13 protein-coding genes are annotated in these 16,585 nt (G+C 41.2%); 6 read left to right on the top strand and 7 right to left on the bottom strand.

Going from position 1 to position 16,585, the window contains the following annotated elements:
- Window positions 1-16 precede the first annotated feature (16 nt).
- Window positions 17-2,140 (bottom strand): DUF5054 domain-containing protein, encoded by a 2,124-nt coding sequence (locus NYE25_RS08750; RefSeq protein WP_341145720.1) that lies wholly within the window; start codon window positions 2,138-2,140, stop codon window positions 17-19.
- 155 nt (window positions 2,141-2,295) lie between these two features.
- On the opposite strand from NYE25_RS08750, the gene NYE25_RS08745 reads away from it, so the two are divergent.
- From NYE25_RS08745 to NYE25_RS08720, 6 genes are all read left to right on the top strand, one after another.
- The gene (locus tag NYE25_RS08745; RefSeq protein WP_076300565.1) at window positions 2,296-3,180 is read left to right on the top strand and encodes an AraC family transcriptional regulator; all 885 of its coding nucleotides are present in this window, start codon (window positions 2,296-2,298) and stop codon (window positions 3,178-3,180) included.
- A 90-nt stretch (window positions 3,181-3,270) separates the two neighbouring features.
- On the top strand, window positions 3,271-3,945 hold the full coding sequence (locus tag NYE25_RS08740; protein ID WP_341145719.1) for a GntR family transcriptional regulator: 675 nt from the start codon (window positions 3,271-3,273) through the stop codon (window positions 3,943-3,945).
- Window positions 3,946-4,733: 788 nt separating this feature from the next.
- The gene (locus NYE25_RS08735; protein WP_341145718.1) at window positions 4,734-5,810 is read left to right on the top strand and encodes a mannonate dehydratase; all 1,077 of its coding nucleotides are present in this window, start codon (window positions 4,734-4,736) and stop codon (window positions 5,808-5,810) included.
- Window positions 5,811-5,843: 33 nt separating this feature from the next.
- Window positions 5,844-6,500: an RraA family protein gene (locus NYE25_RS08730; protein ID WP_341145717.1), complete on the top strand. Its 657-nt coding sequence runs from the start codon at window positions 5,844-5,846 to the stop codon at window positions 6,498-6,500.
- Between the two features lies 1 nt (window position 6,501).
- On the top strand, window positions 6,502-7,497 hold the full coding sequence (locus NYE25_RS08725) for a DUF4432 family protein (protein WP_341145716.1): 996 nt from the start codon (window positions 6,502-6,504) through the stop codon (window positions 7,495-7,497).
- A 17-nt stretch (window positions 7,498-7,514) separates the two neighbouring features.
- Complete coding sequence (locus NYE25_RS08720) at window positions 7,515-8,285, top strand: glucose 1-dehydrogenase (RefSeq protein ID WP_076286264.1); 771 nt, start codon at window positions 7,515-7,517, stop codon at window positions 8,283-8,285.
- 207 nt (window positions 8,286-8,492) lie between these two features.
- Here NYE25_RS08720 and NYE25_RS08715 read toward each other — a convergent pair whose 3' ends face one another.
- The 6 genes from NYE25_RS08715 to NYE25_RS08690 all read right to left on the bottom strand — a co-directional run bounded on the left by NYE25_RS08715 (window position 8,493) and on the right by NYE25_RS08690 (window position 16,082).
- Entirely contained in the window at window positions 8,493-9,953 is a 1,461-nt protein-coding gene (locus NYE25_RS08715) for an ABC transporter substrate-binding protein (protein ID WP_340970801.1), read from the bottom strand.
- Between the two features lie 51 nt (window positions 9,954-10,004).
- Entirely contained in the window at window positions 10,005-10,757 is a 753-nt protein-coding gene (locus NYE25_RS08710) for a response regulator transcription factor (RefSeq protein ID WP_076286262.1), read from the bottom strand.
- Window positions 10,735-12,486: a sensor histidine kinase gene (locus NYE25_RS08705; RefSeq protein WP_076286261.1), complete on the bottom strand. Its 1,752-nt coding sequence runs from the start codon at window positions 12,484-12,486 to the stop codon at window positions 10,735-10,737. Before NYE25_RS08705 ends, NYE25_RS08710 begins: the two co-directional genes overlap by 23 nt.
- A gap of 138 nt (window positions 12,487-12,624) precedes the next feature.
- Entirely contained in the window at window positions 12,625-14,124 is a 1,500-nt protein-coding gene (locus NYE25_RS08700; protein ID WP_076286260.1) for an ABC transporter substrate-binding protein, read from the bottom strand.
- 69 nt (window positions 14,125-14,193) lie between these two features.
- Window positions 14,194-15,120, bottom strand: coding sequence for a carbohydrate ABC transporter permease (locus tag NYE25_RS08695; protein WP_076286259.1), 927 nt, complete (start codon window positions 15,118-15,120; stop codon window positions 14,194-14,196).
- Window positions 15,121-15,131: 11 nt separating this feature from the next.
- On the bottom strand, window positions 15,132-16,082 hold the full coding sequence (locus NYE25_RS08690; RefSeq protein WP_076286258.1) for an ABC transporter permease: 951 nt from the start codon (window positions 16,080-16,082) through the stop codon (window positions 15,132-15,134).
- Window positions 16,083-16,585 lie beyond the last annotated feature (503 nt).

Here is a 16,585-nt window from a genome sequence, read left to right as displayed (position 1 = left end):
CTCAGGTATTTTATGATTAAAGATGAGATTGGAATTTCAGCTTGAAGCGGAATAACGCATCTTCTTCGTACCAAGCCTGGAAATTTGTACCCCAGACATTGTTGTGTAAATTGACATGCATTCCTCCAGTAAGTGAAGCAAATGTATGATCAAATTGCACAAGCCGTGGTTCTCCAGGAGATACGAGCGCGGCATCTAATGTCGTGATATCCACTTGACCGTCCGCTGCCGCATAATACATGCCCTGATCTACCGCATGCAGATTGCGATTTCCCCCTTTAACAACGTCTAGTGGGGAAGTGAGTTGTCCGATTTTATCAAGCTTCCATTGATTTGGATTATTGACGATCGGATTGAAGCTCATCCATGCTGCTTCTGGGAGGCGATATGCATCCTTATGGAACCATTGAAGCTTACATTCTACGGTAGCAGTGTGCTTCTTAAATATATATTCGATGGTCAACTCTCGTGGAGCACCCATTCCTTCACTAGCTGCTCTAGGCATCTTTAACGTAGCAAGGACAACATCCTGTTCTTCTCCACATAATGCTTGCAAGGATAATAGTTTGGGCTTCGTCACGGTATGCATTATCCATTCTTTCGTCAGATCCATACCTGGTTTCCCGAAATCTCCGGTTGCCCATACATGCGTATTTTTCCATCGCACGTGATATTCACGGTACCAACGATCATAATCCGCTTGGGAGAAAGTCTCATATGAGAATAATCCGATCGGGTTGTTCGGCCCAGCCCACTCTCGATTACGTTGGTCTAGCAAACTGATAATAGAACCGTTATCCTCAAACACGACCTCAAAGTCTCCTAAAGTATAGGATTGATCCGTGTACAGGATTGTCGCATCCGCATTAGCAATCTGTGGACGAACCGGTCGTAATGCGGCTAGAGCAGCTCGTGCTTCGATCTGACGTTTTACGCCCAGAGTAGATACGGCATTTTCTAAATATTCCCGTTGCTCTTGCCAAGACTGCTCCATGAGACTAAATGAGCGGGCACTAAGCTTCTCCACGGCTTCTACGCCGAACATCTCGATCATTTCAGCGCGTGAATTTTTTTCGTAAAAACGATATTCAAGTGGGTTTAAGTTCACATCAACCTTGTCTCGAGCTCGTGCTTGCTGAAAATCTTCCTTATCATAATGAATGTAATCTGCCAGATAACGCTTAATATCTACACCCCAAGTATGCTCAGGAATCATAATTAATTCATCGCAGAAGTTGTGATATTCCTCGTCGGCTGCAGCAAGAGATCCTACTAGTAGCCATTTACTCTTTAAGCGAAGTAGTTCACGATAACAAGCTAATTTGTAGGGATCAGTCGAAGATCCATGGATCCAGCTATCCCCAATCTCTTCTTCGACGATCGGTAACGTATCACGAATGGCCCATACCTTCTCCGCATATTGATCCAACGTGGATGCTCTGATATCCGCATGTGGATAGGCCTCACGAAGTTGAGTGAATTCCGCTTTAATTTGTTCAACGGTGGAAGGACCATGATTATCATGCGTATGAGCAAAGTATAAAACATCATTCAAGCCTTCTGTTTCGAAGGTTGTTCCATAATCTTTACTATATTGAACGACGATTTCAGAACCATCTGGATTTCTCCACAAAAACATCTCAGGAACATGAGGAACATGGCTTGATGGGTTTACACCTAAATGAAGATACTTCATACCCGCCTTGGCCATATGTGTAATCAGCGCACGTGTATGACCAGGGACATCCGTCATTTTGGCTGCAATGGTGTGGATACCAAAGCGTTGGTCAAGACGTGTGGCCATTTGAATACCGTAATCTAGAAGCTCGGCATCGTATAATTCGGTATAGGTCGTGAAAGGGAGGCCATGCCATCTTAAATAGCCTTTTGCAATAGCTTCCTCTACTTGCTGTTTCTCCTCGGTTGTTCCATGTTTGAGTAAGTGATGAATTAACCAAGAACCCGTTGTCCAAATAAAAGAACCTTGATCAGGATGTTCATCAAAGTACTGTGCTGTTGTGATCGCACTTGGGAAAAATAGTTTCATATAACGATCAGTAACATGTTTAGCGAGATCGGTATATCCGATATCTAAATGTGTCTTGAAAACAACATGGATCTGTGGTGTGCTGTGTGGCACGTTTATCACTCCTTATTCGTGTTTACGCTTTCAGTTTAAAACAATTTATATCATTTGACTTTTCAATTTGTATCTAATAGGATCAGAAACATAAATGAGCAAATATACGATTCGGAGTAAGCTAATGTGATCAAAAGAGAGGCAGCGTGTATACGATGACAGACGCTATAAAGAGTGAACGCTGGGTATATTTAATCGATTGGGAAGAGGGTCCTGCAGCCCATGTTAAAGATCTGATCCTTCTGGGATACGACCATTTCAGTAGAGCCATGCCTTTGACAAATCACGTGCACGAAGATGCTTATGAGTTTGTATATATGGAGCAAGGAACCGCAGTGTGGGAAGTTAATGGACAATTTCACCCAACGAGCGCACAGCATATCATTTATACACGACCTGGTGAACGTCACCGTGCTAGTTTTGATTATATTGGGCCATGTAGGATCTGGTGGATCATCGTTCGTGATCCGCTGCAGCATGGTCATTGGTTCGGACTGGATGATGCTGAACGCCAAGTATTTGCACAATGGATACATCGCTGTCCTCGTATTCAGTTGGTTAGCAAGGAAATCGTAGATTATTTCAAAAGGGTCCAACAGTTAATTAACCAGCAGGATACAGAGCTTGTGGAATTTCAGATTCGTCATGGAGTTCTGGAAATTCTACAACGCATTTTGCATAACACTCCACTCAAAGCGCAGTCGCATGATATGCACGCGTATACGCTGGAGCTTAAGACAAGACTGGAACAGAATCCATCTGAACGCTATACGATAGGACAGCTTGCGTCGGAGATTGGTTTAAGTGAGTCGCACTTTTACCGTATATTTCGTGAAATGAACGGACAATCACCAACAGCGTTTATGGATCGGATTCGAATGGACTGTGCTTGTCGTATGTTAGAGGAATCGAAGGTGAGCATAACGGATGTTGCTATGGAGCTTGGGTTTAAGACGAGCCAACATTTCGCGACGGTCTTCAAGAAATTAATTGGTGTAACGCCGAAGGCATGGCGCACACATTCGAAAGTCTGCAATTAAGTATTGAATTTCTGTAAGATGCATCTTATAATGAACTTAAATCTAATATCTGATATTTCAGTTTTAACTTGAATCAATTGGAGTTGTCCTATGAATGTAAAAATTGAACGACTAGATTTAAATGAGCAAGTGTACCAAATTTTGAAGAATCAAATCCTTACGCGGGAATATAAAGGTGGTGCACGACTGGATCTCAATGATTTAAGTGAGAAGATGGGGGTTAGTAAAACTCCTGTGAAGCTTGCGATCCATCGTTTGGCGAATGATGGACTTATTGAAGTCGTATCACGGTCAGGTACCTATGTAAGTCAATTAACGAGTGGGCGAATCGCTGAAGTGATGGATGCTCGCATCATGATTGAGAAATGGTGTTTGGAACACCTATCGAAGGAAGATCGTGAGCAGCTTGTTACGCAATTGACAGAGTTTGTTGAGCGTGCCAGAACCCATTTGAATAGTTCCCAATTTTTCTACCAGCAATTTCTAGAGGCAGATGTTCTGTTTCATAAAGCTATTGTGACGATGAGCCATAATCAGTTAATTCTAAATCAATATGAGCTCTTAAATAGCTTTCTGTATATTTCACGTATATTTCATTTCCAGAACTTCGATCGATCTAATGAAGGTTTACTAGAGCATGAACAGATTATTGAGGAAATAAAGCATGATCGTCTGGAACAAGCGACTCATTTACTCGTGTCGCACTTGGAGAAGAGTAAGAAACACATGATGTTTCTAATAGAAGAGAATGGTGGGGCTATCTAAGATCGGGTGGAATCCCATTACCAATTTCACGCACAAATGCTATTCACCCTTAAATGGACGACGTAGTCGTTTATGCTTGACATACTAGAAAGTATAAAATTTCTAGACTGCGGAGAAATAGGATACGAATTCAAGGGATGGGCCTATATTCAACGGGTGGCCATGGGGGGCTTTTTTTTATTAAGGTCAGGCCTCTTTGGGAAGGACCGACCAAGCTTACAGACAAATGTATGCGAAAAACCAAATACAATATGCCACCGGTAACGTAACCGAGCCAAATGTATGCGAAAAACCGAATACAATGTGCCGCCGGTAACGTAACCGAGCCAAATGTATGCGAAAAACCGAATACAATGTGTCGCCGATAACGTAAACGTGCCAAATGTATGCGAAAAACCGAATACAATGTGCCACCGGTAACGTAAACGTGCTAGCGCCGTTATCCGACCCTAAATCACCCGGAATTGGCTTATTGGAATCAAGATTTACTTGGCATTGGAAAAGTAGAAGAAAGCACCCAAGTTGAATAGAAGGGGACGGATATGGAATGGAAAAGCGAAGCGGTCACCTTTGAAGTTCTTGTTTCAACCCAACCCATAAAAATAATAAAGGAAACAAGAACTTCAACAGCGATTGGAATCCATACCGGTCCCTCCACCCCTGCAGTGTGATGGATTTACTTCAGATCTTTAAAGGACCGAGCCGTAGGTGAGGTTTTTCTTGCTTTGACTGATATTTCAGATTTTAGTTTAGGTATCTTAGGAACAATATGTAAAGGAGCAAAAGAAATGCGATTAGGTATTGGTTTATATCGTCATATGTTACATACAGATTATTATCGATTTGCGAAACAGGCAGGCTGTGAGGCGGTTGTTGTCCATCTCGTAAATTATTATGGAGATATTGATGATGAGGGACTTCCTTCAACAGATGGGCAACGAAATTATGGTGTAGCACGCTTAAATGACCCAATCTGGGAATATGAGAATCTTGTGAAATTAAAAGAAGAGCTCAATCAAGAAGGACTTGAATTCGCAGCGATTGAAAATTTTAATCCATCGGATTGGTATGATGTGTTACTTGCTGGCCCAAAACGAGACGAACAAATTGAACAGATTAAGCAGATCATCCGGAATGTAGGTCGAGCAGGGATTCCTGTAATTGGATATAACTTCAGTATTGCTGGTGTGTGGGGACATATTCAAAAGCCATCTGCACGAGGAGGAGCACTAACATCGACGTTTCATCCTGACAGCAATGAGTTAAATCATCCAATCCCACTGGGTCAGGTGTGGAATATGACGTATGACGCGAGTTTGTTAGATAAGGGATATCTCCCACCAACCTCGGAGCAAGAAATATGGGATCGTTTGGCCTATTTTCTAGAACGTGTTCTACCTGTTGCGGAAGAAGCTGGGGTTAAATTAGCATTACATCCAGATGATCCGCCGATGCCGCAAATCCGTCAGCATGCTCGATTAGTGAATGAGCCTGATAAATATCAGAAAATGATAGACCTTGTTCCTAGCCAAAGTAATTCGATTGAGTTCTGTATGGGCTCTATTCAAGAAATGGTGAGTGGAGATGTGTATGAAGCAATTGATCAATATGCTTCACAGGATAAAATTTCATATGTTCATTTTCGTAATGTTAAAGGGAAGGTGCCTCATTACACAGAGGTTTTTGTCGATGAAGGTGATATTGATATGTTGAAAGCATTACGTGTATTGAAGAAGCATCAGTTTACAGGTGTACTTATACCCGACCATACGCCACTAATGACTTGTGATGCGCCTTGGCATGCGGGGATGGCGTATGCGTTAGGTTATATGCGTGCCATTATGCGTCAAGTTGAACAGGAATAAGAGCATAAATATTATAGAAAAGGGATGAATCTTATGAAAAATCAAGCCTATTTAGATCAATTGCAAGAAAAACTATATTCTGCCGTCATATCTGATATTTTGGATAGTCTAGAGCTACGTAATCAGGCATTACCACAGCATATTCGTCCACTAGACCCGGATATGGTCGTATGCGGTTACGCCAAAACAGTCCAAGTAGCAGACGTCTATCGAAAACCGGCTCAAGCCTATAAAAAGCAAATTGAAGTGCTAGATGGTATGCAGCCTGGTGAAGTTTTTGTTGGTGATGTCGGGGGTTCCGAGCGCTCTGCCTTCTTCGGTGAGTTAATGTCCGCAGCTACGAAGGTGGCTGGAGGTAGAGGTGCTGTTATTGATGGCCTGTGCCGTGATGTAAAGAAAATCAAACAACTAGGCTTCCCTGTGTTTGTAAAAGGGACGCGTCCAACCGATTCTTATGCCCGCAATGAGGTGATTGATTTTGATGTATCGATCAAAATTGGTGACGTACAGATACAGCCAGGTGATCTTATTTTCGGAGATATAGATGGTATTGTTGTCGTTCCGAAGGATGTCGAGGATGAAGTCATTGCAAAAGCATTCGAGAAGGTGAACGGAGAGAATATGGTTCGTGAGCATATTTTGAAGGGGATGAAAGTATCCGAGGTATTTGAGAAGTTCGGGATCCTGTAATATGGACATTCGGACCATTTCAAACCCTGGTCACATGGACGTGTTACAGGTCGTGGGAGACGGATTAATCGTAGAGTTTCTGCCAGAGAAAGGTGGAGATATCTATAAAATTTGTATTGATCGTACGAATATATTATGGGAAAGCCCTTGGGGAATCTCCAATCTAGGGAATCGCATCGATTTCTGTCATACGTCCAAGGAGCGCTGGTTACAAAGCTACCCGGGGGGCTGGCAAATTTTATTCCCCAATGCAGGGGATGATAGCTATAACTATGGAGTTATGCATAATTTTCACGGCGAGGCTTGTCAGGTACCCTGGACATATAAGCTCGGAGAAGTAACGGATACAAAGGTTCAGATTATATTCTCCACACTACTCTATAAATCACCTTTTGCGATGGAGCGAATTGTAACGATAGACGAAGTAGAGCAGTGCATTGAGTTGAAGGAATCCGTTACGAATCAGGGGCAGCAAGCTTTGTATGCCGAATGGGGACAGCATATCGCGTTCGGTGCGCCATTCATTGGACCTGGAACACGGCTTGAAGCACCTGCGAGATCGGTCGAATCGTATGAGCGGGATTCGGAATTATCTCGTTTGAAAAAAGGTGTATTTTCATGGCCGATAGAAGATATGAGTTGTGATCTAGGACATGTTCCTTCAGGAAAGGCTACAGATTTTGCGATTCTAAAAGAGTTGACGATGGGATGCTATACGATTATAAATGATAAAATGGATTTACGTGTTCGTGTAGAATGGGATGTAGACACGATGCCAAACCTGTGGTTGTGGCAAGAATTTAATGGTCTTCAAGACTATCCATTCTACGGGGCCTGTTATGTCATGGGTGTAGAACCAAATTCGGCTTCACATGAAGCGGGGTTACAGGAATCGATCCAACGTGGTGAAGCCATTGTGATCAAGGCGCAGCAGACAAAGTCATTTGCATTGAAATTATCATGGAGTAGCTCGATGAATGGAAGTCATACGACGTAGTGTAAGGAGATGTTCCTATGTTTGACGATTTACAGGGAAAGGTATTTATTGTCACAGGTGCAGCGCAAGGCATTGGTAGAGGGATCGCGCTTCGCTTGGGCAAAGAAAAATGTAAAGTTGTTATCAATTTTACGAGTGATCAAAGTAAAGCTTTAGCCGAGGAAGCGATTGCGCTCATTGAAGCCTCAGGCGGGCAAGCTGTTGCGTGCCAAGGTGATGTAGGACAAGTGGATACCGCCAATAAATTAGTTGATGTGGCGGTAGGTCATTTCGGAACATTACATGGAATTGTTAATAATGCAGGGGTACAGTCTCAATATCCATCGGAGCAATTACCTATAGATGAGTGGAATCGGATCATGGATGTGAATCTGCGCGGAACATTTCTAGGGTGCCAAGAAACGATTAAATATCTCCTGAAGAAAGATATGCAGGGAAGTATTGTGAATGTATCGAGCGTGCATCAACAGATTCCTAAGCCTCAATATGTACATTATGCTTCGTCCAAAGGTGGGTTAAAGCTACTAACGGAATCATTAGCACGTGAATATGCCGATCGAGGAATTCGGATTAATGCCGTTGCTCCTGGAGCGATTGATACGCCTATGAACGGTAAATTACTCAGTGATCCGCAGATTACTGAACAAATATTGAACAAAATTCCTTCACGTCAAATTGGAACACCGGAACAAATTGCTGCACCTGTAGCTTGGTTACTGTCTCAAGAAGCAAGCTATGTGACGGGAGTTACGATATTTGCTGATGGTGGAATGGTCCTGTATCCGTAGAGTATTTGATGAATATGGATGTGAAAAAGAGGCTGTCCCAAAAGCCATAGAAATGGCTACTTGGGACAGCTTTGATTTTATCTAGGATTAACGTCACCGCTCCGCTTTTCCACAATCTGTCGTTCTCTTCACTGTTTAAGCGGAAATAGCAACCAATTCATTAGTCTAGAAAGTTCTTCAGCATCGGTTAAAGATGCTAACCTCACCTTACTTGGAATGATGCTTCTGCCAAGTATTTAACTGCGCTTGAATGGCTTTGCGTACGTCGTCAATACCTGCTTCGTGCAACTCTTGATTGAATTTGGGCAGAAAGGTATCTACATCGACGCTGCCGGTCATGAGAATCGGATAATATTTATTCCAGACGATTTCGATCTCATCGACTTGCTCAGATAGCGAGGAAAGGTCTGGATTAAAGCCGAGTACTTTAGATTCCACCACTTTAGCATTGTACGCTCTGTATTGTTCCCATTTATCTAGCGGATCAGGATATTTTCCACCAAGTGTTTTTAAGATAAACCAATTGCCTTGTGTATACTGTATCCCAGTATAATTTGGTGAAACGAGGACAACCTGGCCCACTTTGTTTAAATTGTAATGGACTCCTTCGATCCCATAGTTGAATAAATTACGTAATTCGGGATCGGTATTTAATAAATTTAGAAATTTAATACTTTCCTCCGGATGCTTCGTATTTGCATTTACAGTCATCATGCCACCAAGAACGGATTCTGTCGTTGCCACTTCTTGTGTTACCGGATGAGCGACCACTTGATAGCCCAGATCCTTACTCCAAACACTCTCGGATAGCGGGCCTCCACTTGCGGATTTCCAGAAAACTTTCAACCCGCGTTGAAGTGAACTTGGTTCACGCAGCGCAGCATCTTTATTAATGAAACCAAGTTGATAGTATCTTCGAACGGTCTTTAAAATTTGTTTGGCTTCATCCGTTTCGAAAATATTGACGATCGAAGCATTTGATTGTGTCGATTGAATCATTAACGGAATTTTATAGTTCGTTATATATTCATATCCATACATCTTAAAGAAATTATGAGCATCCCGGTTAAATTCCATGGGCAAGTAATCGGGCTCATTTATTTGAATCATACGTAACAGTGGCTCTAGCGATTCTAGCGTGTTGTATTTCGTAATATCAATGTGATATTTCTTTACAAGATCAGCGGGATACATCCAATGCTCAACTACGGCTAATTCTTTATTCGTCGGTATGCCGTAAATGCTGCCATCAGGTAAACGGACACCTTTCCAGAAGATTGGATCAATTGCATTATACATGTCCTTGCCTTGGTTCATTAAATAGTCATTCAGCTTCAACCACTTTCCCTGTTTTGCATACGTAGAGTAATCCGGCGCAAAGGCAATATCAAAGGGGGTATCGGATGAAATAATTGTATTTAATCGGCTATCGTATTCTTGCCAGCCAATTTTGTTATAGGTGATCGTAATGCCGATTTTACGCAAAAGGACTTCATTTATTTTGTCATTCACCTTACGTAGATCATTGTCCGGCTCGCCGATCGTATAATAAATAAGGTTAACGGGCGTTTCATTATTAGATATTGGAGCCTCTGTATGTTTGGTGCAACCGATTAATTGAATGATTAGTAATAGAAAAAGGCCAAAGATAAACCAACGTTTATACATGACATGCATCTCCTTGACTCGTTCTTGGTAGCAAATCGTTGTCTAACTTTTTTAGCGCAGATCGGAAGGAGATTTTCCGTAATAGCTATGGAAATGTGTGTAGAAATAATTCATATTATTATATCCGACTGAACATGCGATCCAATGGATTTTCTCATTCGTGGTCTGGATAAGCTCTTTAGCACGTTGCATGCGATACAGCATTAAATATTCGGAAAGCTTCATATTCGTTTCTTTAATGAACAATTGCCCGAGATAGGTGCTATTCATTTGAAAACGATCGGCGACAGATTTTAAGGTAATATTCTGATTAAAATCTTCTCTGACCATGAGCAAAATGCGATTTACTAGCTTCGATAACGAATCGTAAGGAACACCCATGACTGGATCCAAGTGGGCAGTGCTCGTCTGTGGATCCCCAATGCTACCATGAAGATCGTCAACAATTATTTTCTCGATAACTTGCTGGAGCTTTTCTTTCTCTAATGGCTTTAATAAATAATCTTTGACCCCACATCGGATAGCCTGTTGAGCGTAGCTAAAATCACTATACCCGCTCATAATTATATATTTCGTAGGAAGTTGAACTTCATTGAGTTGTCGAATGGCATCATAACCAAGATTTTTACCAATACATACATCAAAAATAGCGATATCAGGAATTAATTGTACGGCTCTGGATACAGCAGCATCCGTCGAAACACAGGTTTCGACATAATCAAATCCATAGTGCTTCCAATCTAGAATTCGTTTCATGCCTTCTAAAATTTGTGGCTCGTCATCAACGATTAAAAGTTTGTACATCTCTAGTCACCTCTTTAGAAATCTGTACAGAAATCCTTACGCCTGCTTCATCATTGTTCTCAATGTGCATTGAAAAACCTTCATCATAGTAAAAGCTTAATCTTGCATAAACATTATATAAACCAATACTCTTGGTCGATATTTCATGTTTACTAGACAGTATTCGTCGTATATCGGCTAAGCGTTCTTCCTCAATCCACACCCCGTTATCAATAAATTCCAATCTGTAGTAATGCTCATCTTCGCTACCCTTGACGACAAATAAATTAAATTCTTTCTCTTTGTCAAAGCCATGAATGAAAAAGTTCTCCGCCAAAGGCTGCATCCAAAATTTAATGGTGGGTACATCGAGTAACGAATCTTCCATATCAATTTGGTAATAAAAGTGGTCAGGATACTTGAACTCCATAATTTTTAAATATTTTTCGAGTAGCTCTAACTCGCTTCCAATAGAGATAATGTTCTCTTTTTTTACCATTTCACGATAAAGGGCACCTAAGGTAGCAATCGCATCGGCTGTATGCGCATCTTGATTGACTAATGCGGTAGAACGAATGACCTCCAAGGTGTTATATAGAAAATGAGGATTAATTTGATGCTGTAGCGCTTTCATTTCAGCTTCTTGCTGTTTCAATTTTAGCAAATATTCATTACGAATATGTTTATCTAACTTGTGAATCATGTCATCCACTTCACGTGCAATCATACCATATTCATTTCGACGATAGCGTGCAGGTTTGTTTGGAGTGAAGTTCGCTGTCTTCACGCGTTTTATAGACTGAATAATACGGTGCAGGAATCGTGCGTCATCTCGCAGGTTATAGACAACGAGTAAAAGAACACAGGTCATGGCTGTTAAAATAACTAGAAATAATAAAATAAGCGTAGACGCATGCTGCTGAACCAATACCTTTAATTCAATGGTGCTAACAAACTTATAATTAAATTTGGTAGATGGAAAAGTGACATAGAAAATGGGAGACATCCAGTTTTTTAGTATTACACCATGCGTATTTTTATTGGCAATGGCCTGCTGAATGATCTGCTCAGACATTGTATTGTCGTTGCCAATCAGATACACTTCTCCTGATTCATTAATCGCTGCTGCATGGCCAAGCTGATAATTATTAACGATGCTAAAAATTCGCTCACTGCTAATTTGAAAGCGAATTTCGGCGGAACCCTCCGCAAGCTGAAGCAATTTTTTGCGATATACAAACCCCCGTTGATTATTCTCAGTAAACATAAGATCATCATTGGATAGACCAAACTGGAAGTGGGGAATGCCATTACTATTAAAGTCTATAACATTGCCTTGCTTCACTGTATGAACACTAATTTGTGTAATATCTCCTTGCGCCCAATTGTACAGATAAGTTTTCACATCTTCAGGAAAAGAGATAAGCGGTCGTTGATTGAATGTACTGTTCTTTAATCGTTTAGTAAGATACTCATCAATGGTTGGACTTAGAAAATAGCTAGCATCGTTCATCAAATCTTGATTTGAATAAATACGCTGCATATAAGCTTCAATACGATCTGCGTCATTCTGTAAGTTGTTCTCTGTGCGAGAAAAGGCATTTGCAGCCTCGATGCGGGCATTACCAACGGACTGATTGATGACGATGGCACTGGTTAGTGCTCCTAACGTCAGTCCGATTAACAGAATGAATATCACATAGGTCCAAAATTTACTACGATAAATTTTAATGCGTAGAAACGTATTCATGTGGCACCTCAATACATGTTGGTTGTAATTGAATATAGTACAAAAAGATCTATATAATCAATTACAACTTGCCTATTCTACAACAAAAGCACATGGTATAGTTGTCAAACTATACCATGTGTCGTATTGGTGTATGGCTTACTTGAAATAATTATCGATTTCTTCCTGCGCTTTTTGAATTATTTTATCCAGTCCGGCTTTTTTCAATTCGTCTAACATTTTTGGTACAATCTTCTCTGGGTCAGAAGCACCTGTTAGCAATTCGTATTTATATTTATCAAATGTAGATTGTGCGTTCGCAACTTCTGTCTGAATTTCGCTGATATCGAGTGCGAAGCCTAGAACAGTGGAGGCTACAGCTTGTTCATTTAATTTCTTCACTTGGTCCCATTGATCTTCAGGTGCGCCTTTGGTTATAGCCATATTGAAGAAGGTACCTTGTGAGTAAGCAGCTAGCGGCCATGTATCCGATGTGCGCTCGATAACGTTATCTTTACCATCTACATATTTGAAATCAACGCCTTCTTCACCAAATGCTAGCATATTACGGAGCTTTGAATCTGTGTTTACTAATTGCAGATATTTCAAAGCTTCATTTTTGTACTTGGAATTCGCAGAGATTGCGTTTAAGGAGCCTTGAATTGTACTTGTCGTATAAAGAGGACCAAATGTTTTGTTCATAACAAATTTTTCTACGCCCGCATTGATTTGCATCGCGATCTCTGCACCTGGGAAGGCTTGTTGCGTACCAAATGGGTTATATTTTTCTTTTTCTGTTTTGGTTGGAGCATCTGGGTTGATGATTCCATCCTGATACCATTTATGAAGCAATTTCAAATTTGCCATGACATCAGGCTGTTCGAAAACAGAGATCACCTTGCGAGAAGGATCATCTACTTTTACACCTACAGGGAAGAATCCTAGCGTTAAATCATCATAGTTATTGAACATTCCGGAGAAGGCTTCACTTTGAATAAGTCGTAGTGGGTAGAAGCTTTTTCCTTCACCAGCTTTTATATCATGAAGTGGCTTATCTAAATCTTGCATCGATGTAATGTTCTGGTAATCGATGTTGTATTTCTGTACGAGCTTGTCATCATAGCTCCAATATTGAGAAACAGATGAGTCTTTATAGGTTGGTACTGCGTAGTATTTCCCGCCAATTTTTGTGCCATCCCATACTTCGGACGGAATGGATTTGTACAGATCAGGGGCTTCGCTTTGGACTAAATCCGTGATGTCCGTAAGAGCTCCCATCGCGACTTGTTTACTATACTTCGTGTTATTCGTGAACATCATGTCGAACGGCTCACCTGTGTTCACAATGGTGTTCATCTTCGTATCCCATTCGCCCCAGCTGGCCACACGAAGATCGACTTTTACCCCGATTTTCTCCGCAGTATATTCATTCATCTTGTCAATTGCTTTACTAAAGTTCGCAGGAAGTGGCGTATTACCGATCTGCCACCATACCAGGGTCGGAATATCCTTTTTACCTGCTGCTTCTGTTGATGTAGAGTTGTTTGATGGTTCATTCGTCGATGAAGCCGAGTTGTTGGAACTACCGCATGCTGCTAAGGCGGATCCCATTAATGTCAGAATACAGAGTGTTGAGGCAATCTTGAAGATTTTCTTCACTTTAACTCCCCCTATGGATTGGTTGTTTGCTATATCATAAACCAGTATAAATTTGGCTTACTTCGTAATTTAGCCTTTGACTGCGCCGACTGTCAGACCAGAAATGAAATATCTCTGGAAGAATGGATATGCACAAGCAACAGGCAAGATGATGAGGATGGCGACCGCCATACGCGCGGACTCTTTAGGCATTTTCGCGATGAGCTCTGCAGAACTAACGCCCATACTTGAAGCATTTCTGGCAAGTGCATCGGCATTGGTCATTAGATTGTTAAGCAACGCCTGTAACGAGTAGAGATTCGGGTTATCAATATACAACATGGATTGGAACCAGTCGTTCCAATAGTTGAAGCATAGGAACAATCCTATCGTTGCGAGAACAGGTAGCGATATAGGCAATATGATCGAGAAGAAGATCCTAATTTGATTAGCACCATCAATTTCTGCCGATTCGATTACACCATCTGGAATCGTGCTTGTGAAAAAGGTTTTACAAATAATGACGTTAAAGGATGAGACTGCAAGCGGTAAGATCAGAGCCCAGAAACTATCCTTCAGCCCTAGTAAGTTTGCATTGATGAAATAACTGGATACGAGACCACCATTGAAAACCATCGGAATGAATACGATCCAAGTCAGAAAGCTTTTTAACTTGTAAGACGGGCGTGAAATAACATAACCCATCGATGTTGTAAGAAGGACGCCAAGTACAGTACCTACTACAGTGACAAGGGTCGAGGTGCCTAGAGCACGTAGAATCATCTTTCCTTGCTTAGCAATAAAACTGTAAGCTTCAAAAGAAAAATCGGCTGGAAAGATACTGTAGCCAACGTCTCGGATATAAGATTCATTGGTTAATGAAATCGATAATACGACGATAACGGGCACAACACAGGCAAGTGCGATGACCAGAAAAATGGAGTTAAATAGGATGTTAATTCCTTTACTTGTTCGATTAAACTTATCAAGCCCGGATTCATAGGTTTTTGTTGCCATGTTCTTACCTCCTAAATCATTGCGCTATCTGGATCAATCTTCTTCACAATCCAGTTGGCGGACAGAATCGTAATACATCCCAAAACGGATTGAACAAATGCAGCAGCAGATGCCATACCGATCGTTGCGCTTTTCAGTTGCTTATAGACGAGGACATCAACGGTCGTGGCCACATTATATAAGGAGTTAGAATCACGCGTGACCTGGAAGAAGAGACCGAAGTCGGTATAGAATATCCGTCCGACCGACAGGATGAACATCATCACGATCACCAGTTTGAGTAAAGGTAGTGTGATGAATCGAGTCTGTTGCCAAATTGAGGCTCCATCAATGACAGCGGCTTCATAATACGAACTATCGATCGCTGTAATGGTAGCGAGATAGATAATCATGCCATAGCCGATACCTTTCCATATATTTAATAGAACGAGAATGTAAGGCCAATACTCAGGCTGCATGTACCAATTCACGGGATCATGTCCGATGTTACCGAGAAATTGATTCAGGATCCCTTTGTCAAAGCTGAAGAATGCCCAACCGACTGCAGAGATGACGACCCAAGAGAGGAAATAAGGGAGGAACATCATCGTTTGATACACTTTGCTGGCTTTGCGATTATGGAGTAATCCAATCATGATCGCGAACAACACTGGGAGTACGATGCCCGTAATAATAAAAATGATGTTATACCCAATCGTATTGCGGATAATAATCCAGGCATCATTGGATTTAAATAAAAATTCGAAGTTTTTAAAACCGACCCAAGGACTATTTACTACATTGCTAATAAAGCCCCCAGAAATTTTGAACTGCTTGAAAGCGATGATAATGCCGAACATGGGTAAGTAACAGAACAGAATGTACCAAATCGTTGTGGGAATAGCTAATAGTGTTAATTCAAAATCTTGTTTCCTCCAAGTAAAGCGCTTTCTACGCTTCAGTTGTTCAGGTTTTGCGCTCATCTCGTTCACTCCTTCATGTAAGTCATTTGTAAATTGACACGCTCTTGAAACCGCTTTACGCAAGTTCATTGTATAAGAGCAATGCGATTATCATCCAGATAACAAACATGATTTATTAGTCAACAAACGTTAGATTATGTGTGAATTGAGTTGTACTACGCAAAAAAAACACATGTTGTGGAGATTTACATACACTGCCCTGTGTGCAGGTGAGCATGGTAATACAACGAAATGATCAACGAGAAAGCACAAGAATGACATACTGTTATGATGCCCACATAGCGTTGTGACGCGGTTATTCCCGCACTACAACACGTAATTTTTGACAAGCGAGAATGACATATTTACGATTGGGTCAATTGTTTATATTGTAAATGTAAGCGCTAACAACAATGCGATAGATAACAATGCAACAGATAATGATGCTCACTCGATGATCTGAGTGTTCTCATCATTACCTACAAGGAGGGGATGTCGCGATGCATGAAACGGAAAGCGTACAC

Origin of the sequence: Paenibacillus sp. FSL E2-8871 (assembly GCF_038000345.1) — a bacterium.
GTDB lineage: Bacteria > Bacillota > Bacilli > Paenibacillales > Paenibacillaceae > Paenibacillus_AQ.
The sequence above is the reverse complement of the archived record's forward strand: the minus strand, read 5'-3'. Positions and strand labels throughout refer to the sequence as shown.

Excerpts from the sequence above, each read along its gene's own strand:
- NYE25_RS08745 (WP_076300565.1), top strand. The coding sequence starts at position 2,296 with ATGACAGACGCTATAAAGAGTGAACGCTGGGTATATTTAATCGATTGG.
- NYE25_RS08740 (WP_341145719.1), top strand. The coding sequence starts at position 3,271 with ATGAATGTAAAAATTGAACGACTAGATTTAAATGAGCAAGTGTACCAA.
- NYE25_RS08735 (WP_341145718.1), top strand. The coding sequence starts at position 4,734 with ATGCGATTAGGTATTGGTTTATATCGTCATATGTTACATACAGATTAT.
- NYE25_RS08730 (WP_341145717.1), top strand. The coding sequence starts at position 5,844 with ATGAAAAATCAAGCCTATTTAGATCAATTGCAAGAAAAACTATATTCT.
- NYE25_RS08725 (WP_341145716.1), top strand. The coding sequence starts at position 6,502 with ATGGACATTCGGACCATTTCAAACCCTGGTCACATGGACGTGTTACAG.
- NYE25_RS08720 (WP_076286264.1), top strand. The coding sequence starts at position 7,515 with ATGTTTGACGATTTACAGGGAAAGGTATTTATTGTCACAGGTGCAGCG.
- NYE25_RS08715 (WP_340970801.1), bottom strand. The coding sequence starts at position 9,953 with ATGTATAAACGTTGGTTTATCTTTGGCCTTTTTCTATTACTAATCATT.
- NYE25_RS08710 (WP_076286262.1), bottom strand. The coding sequence starts at position 10,757 with ATGTACAAACTTTTAATCGTTGATGACGAGCCACAAATTTTAGAAGGC.
- NYE25_RS08705 (WP_076286261.1), bottom strand. The coding sequence starts at position 12,486 with ATGAATACGTTTCTACGCATTAAAATTTATCGTAGTAAATTTTGGACC.
- NYE25_RS08695 (WP_076286259.1), bottom strand. The coding sequence starts at position 15,120 with ATGGCAACAAAAACCTATGAATCCGGGCTTGATAAGTTTAATCGAACA.
- NYE25_RS08690 (WP_076286258.1), bottom strand. The coding sequence starts at position 16,082 with ATGAGCGCAAAACCTGAACAACTGAAGCGTAGAAAGCGCTTTACTTGG.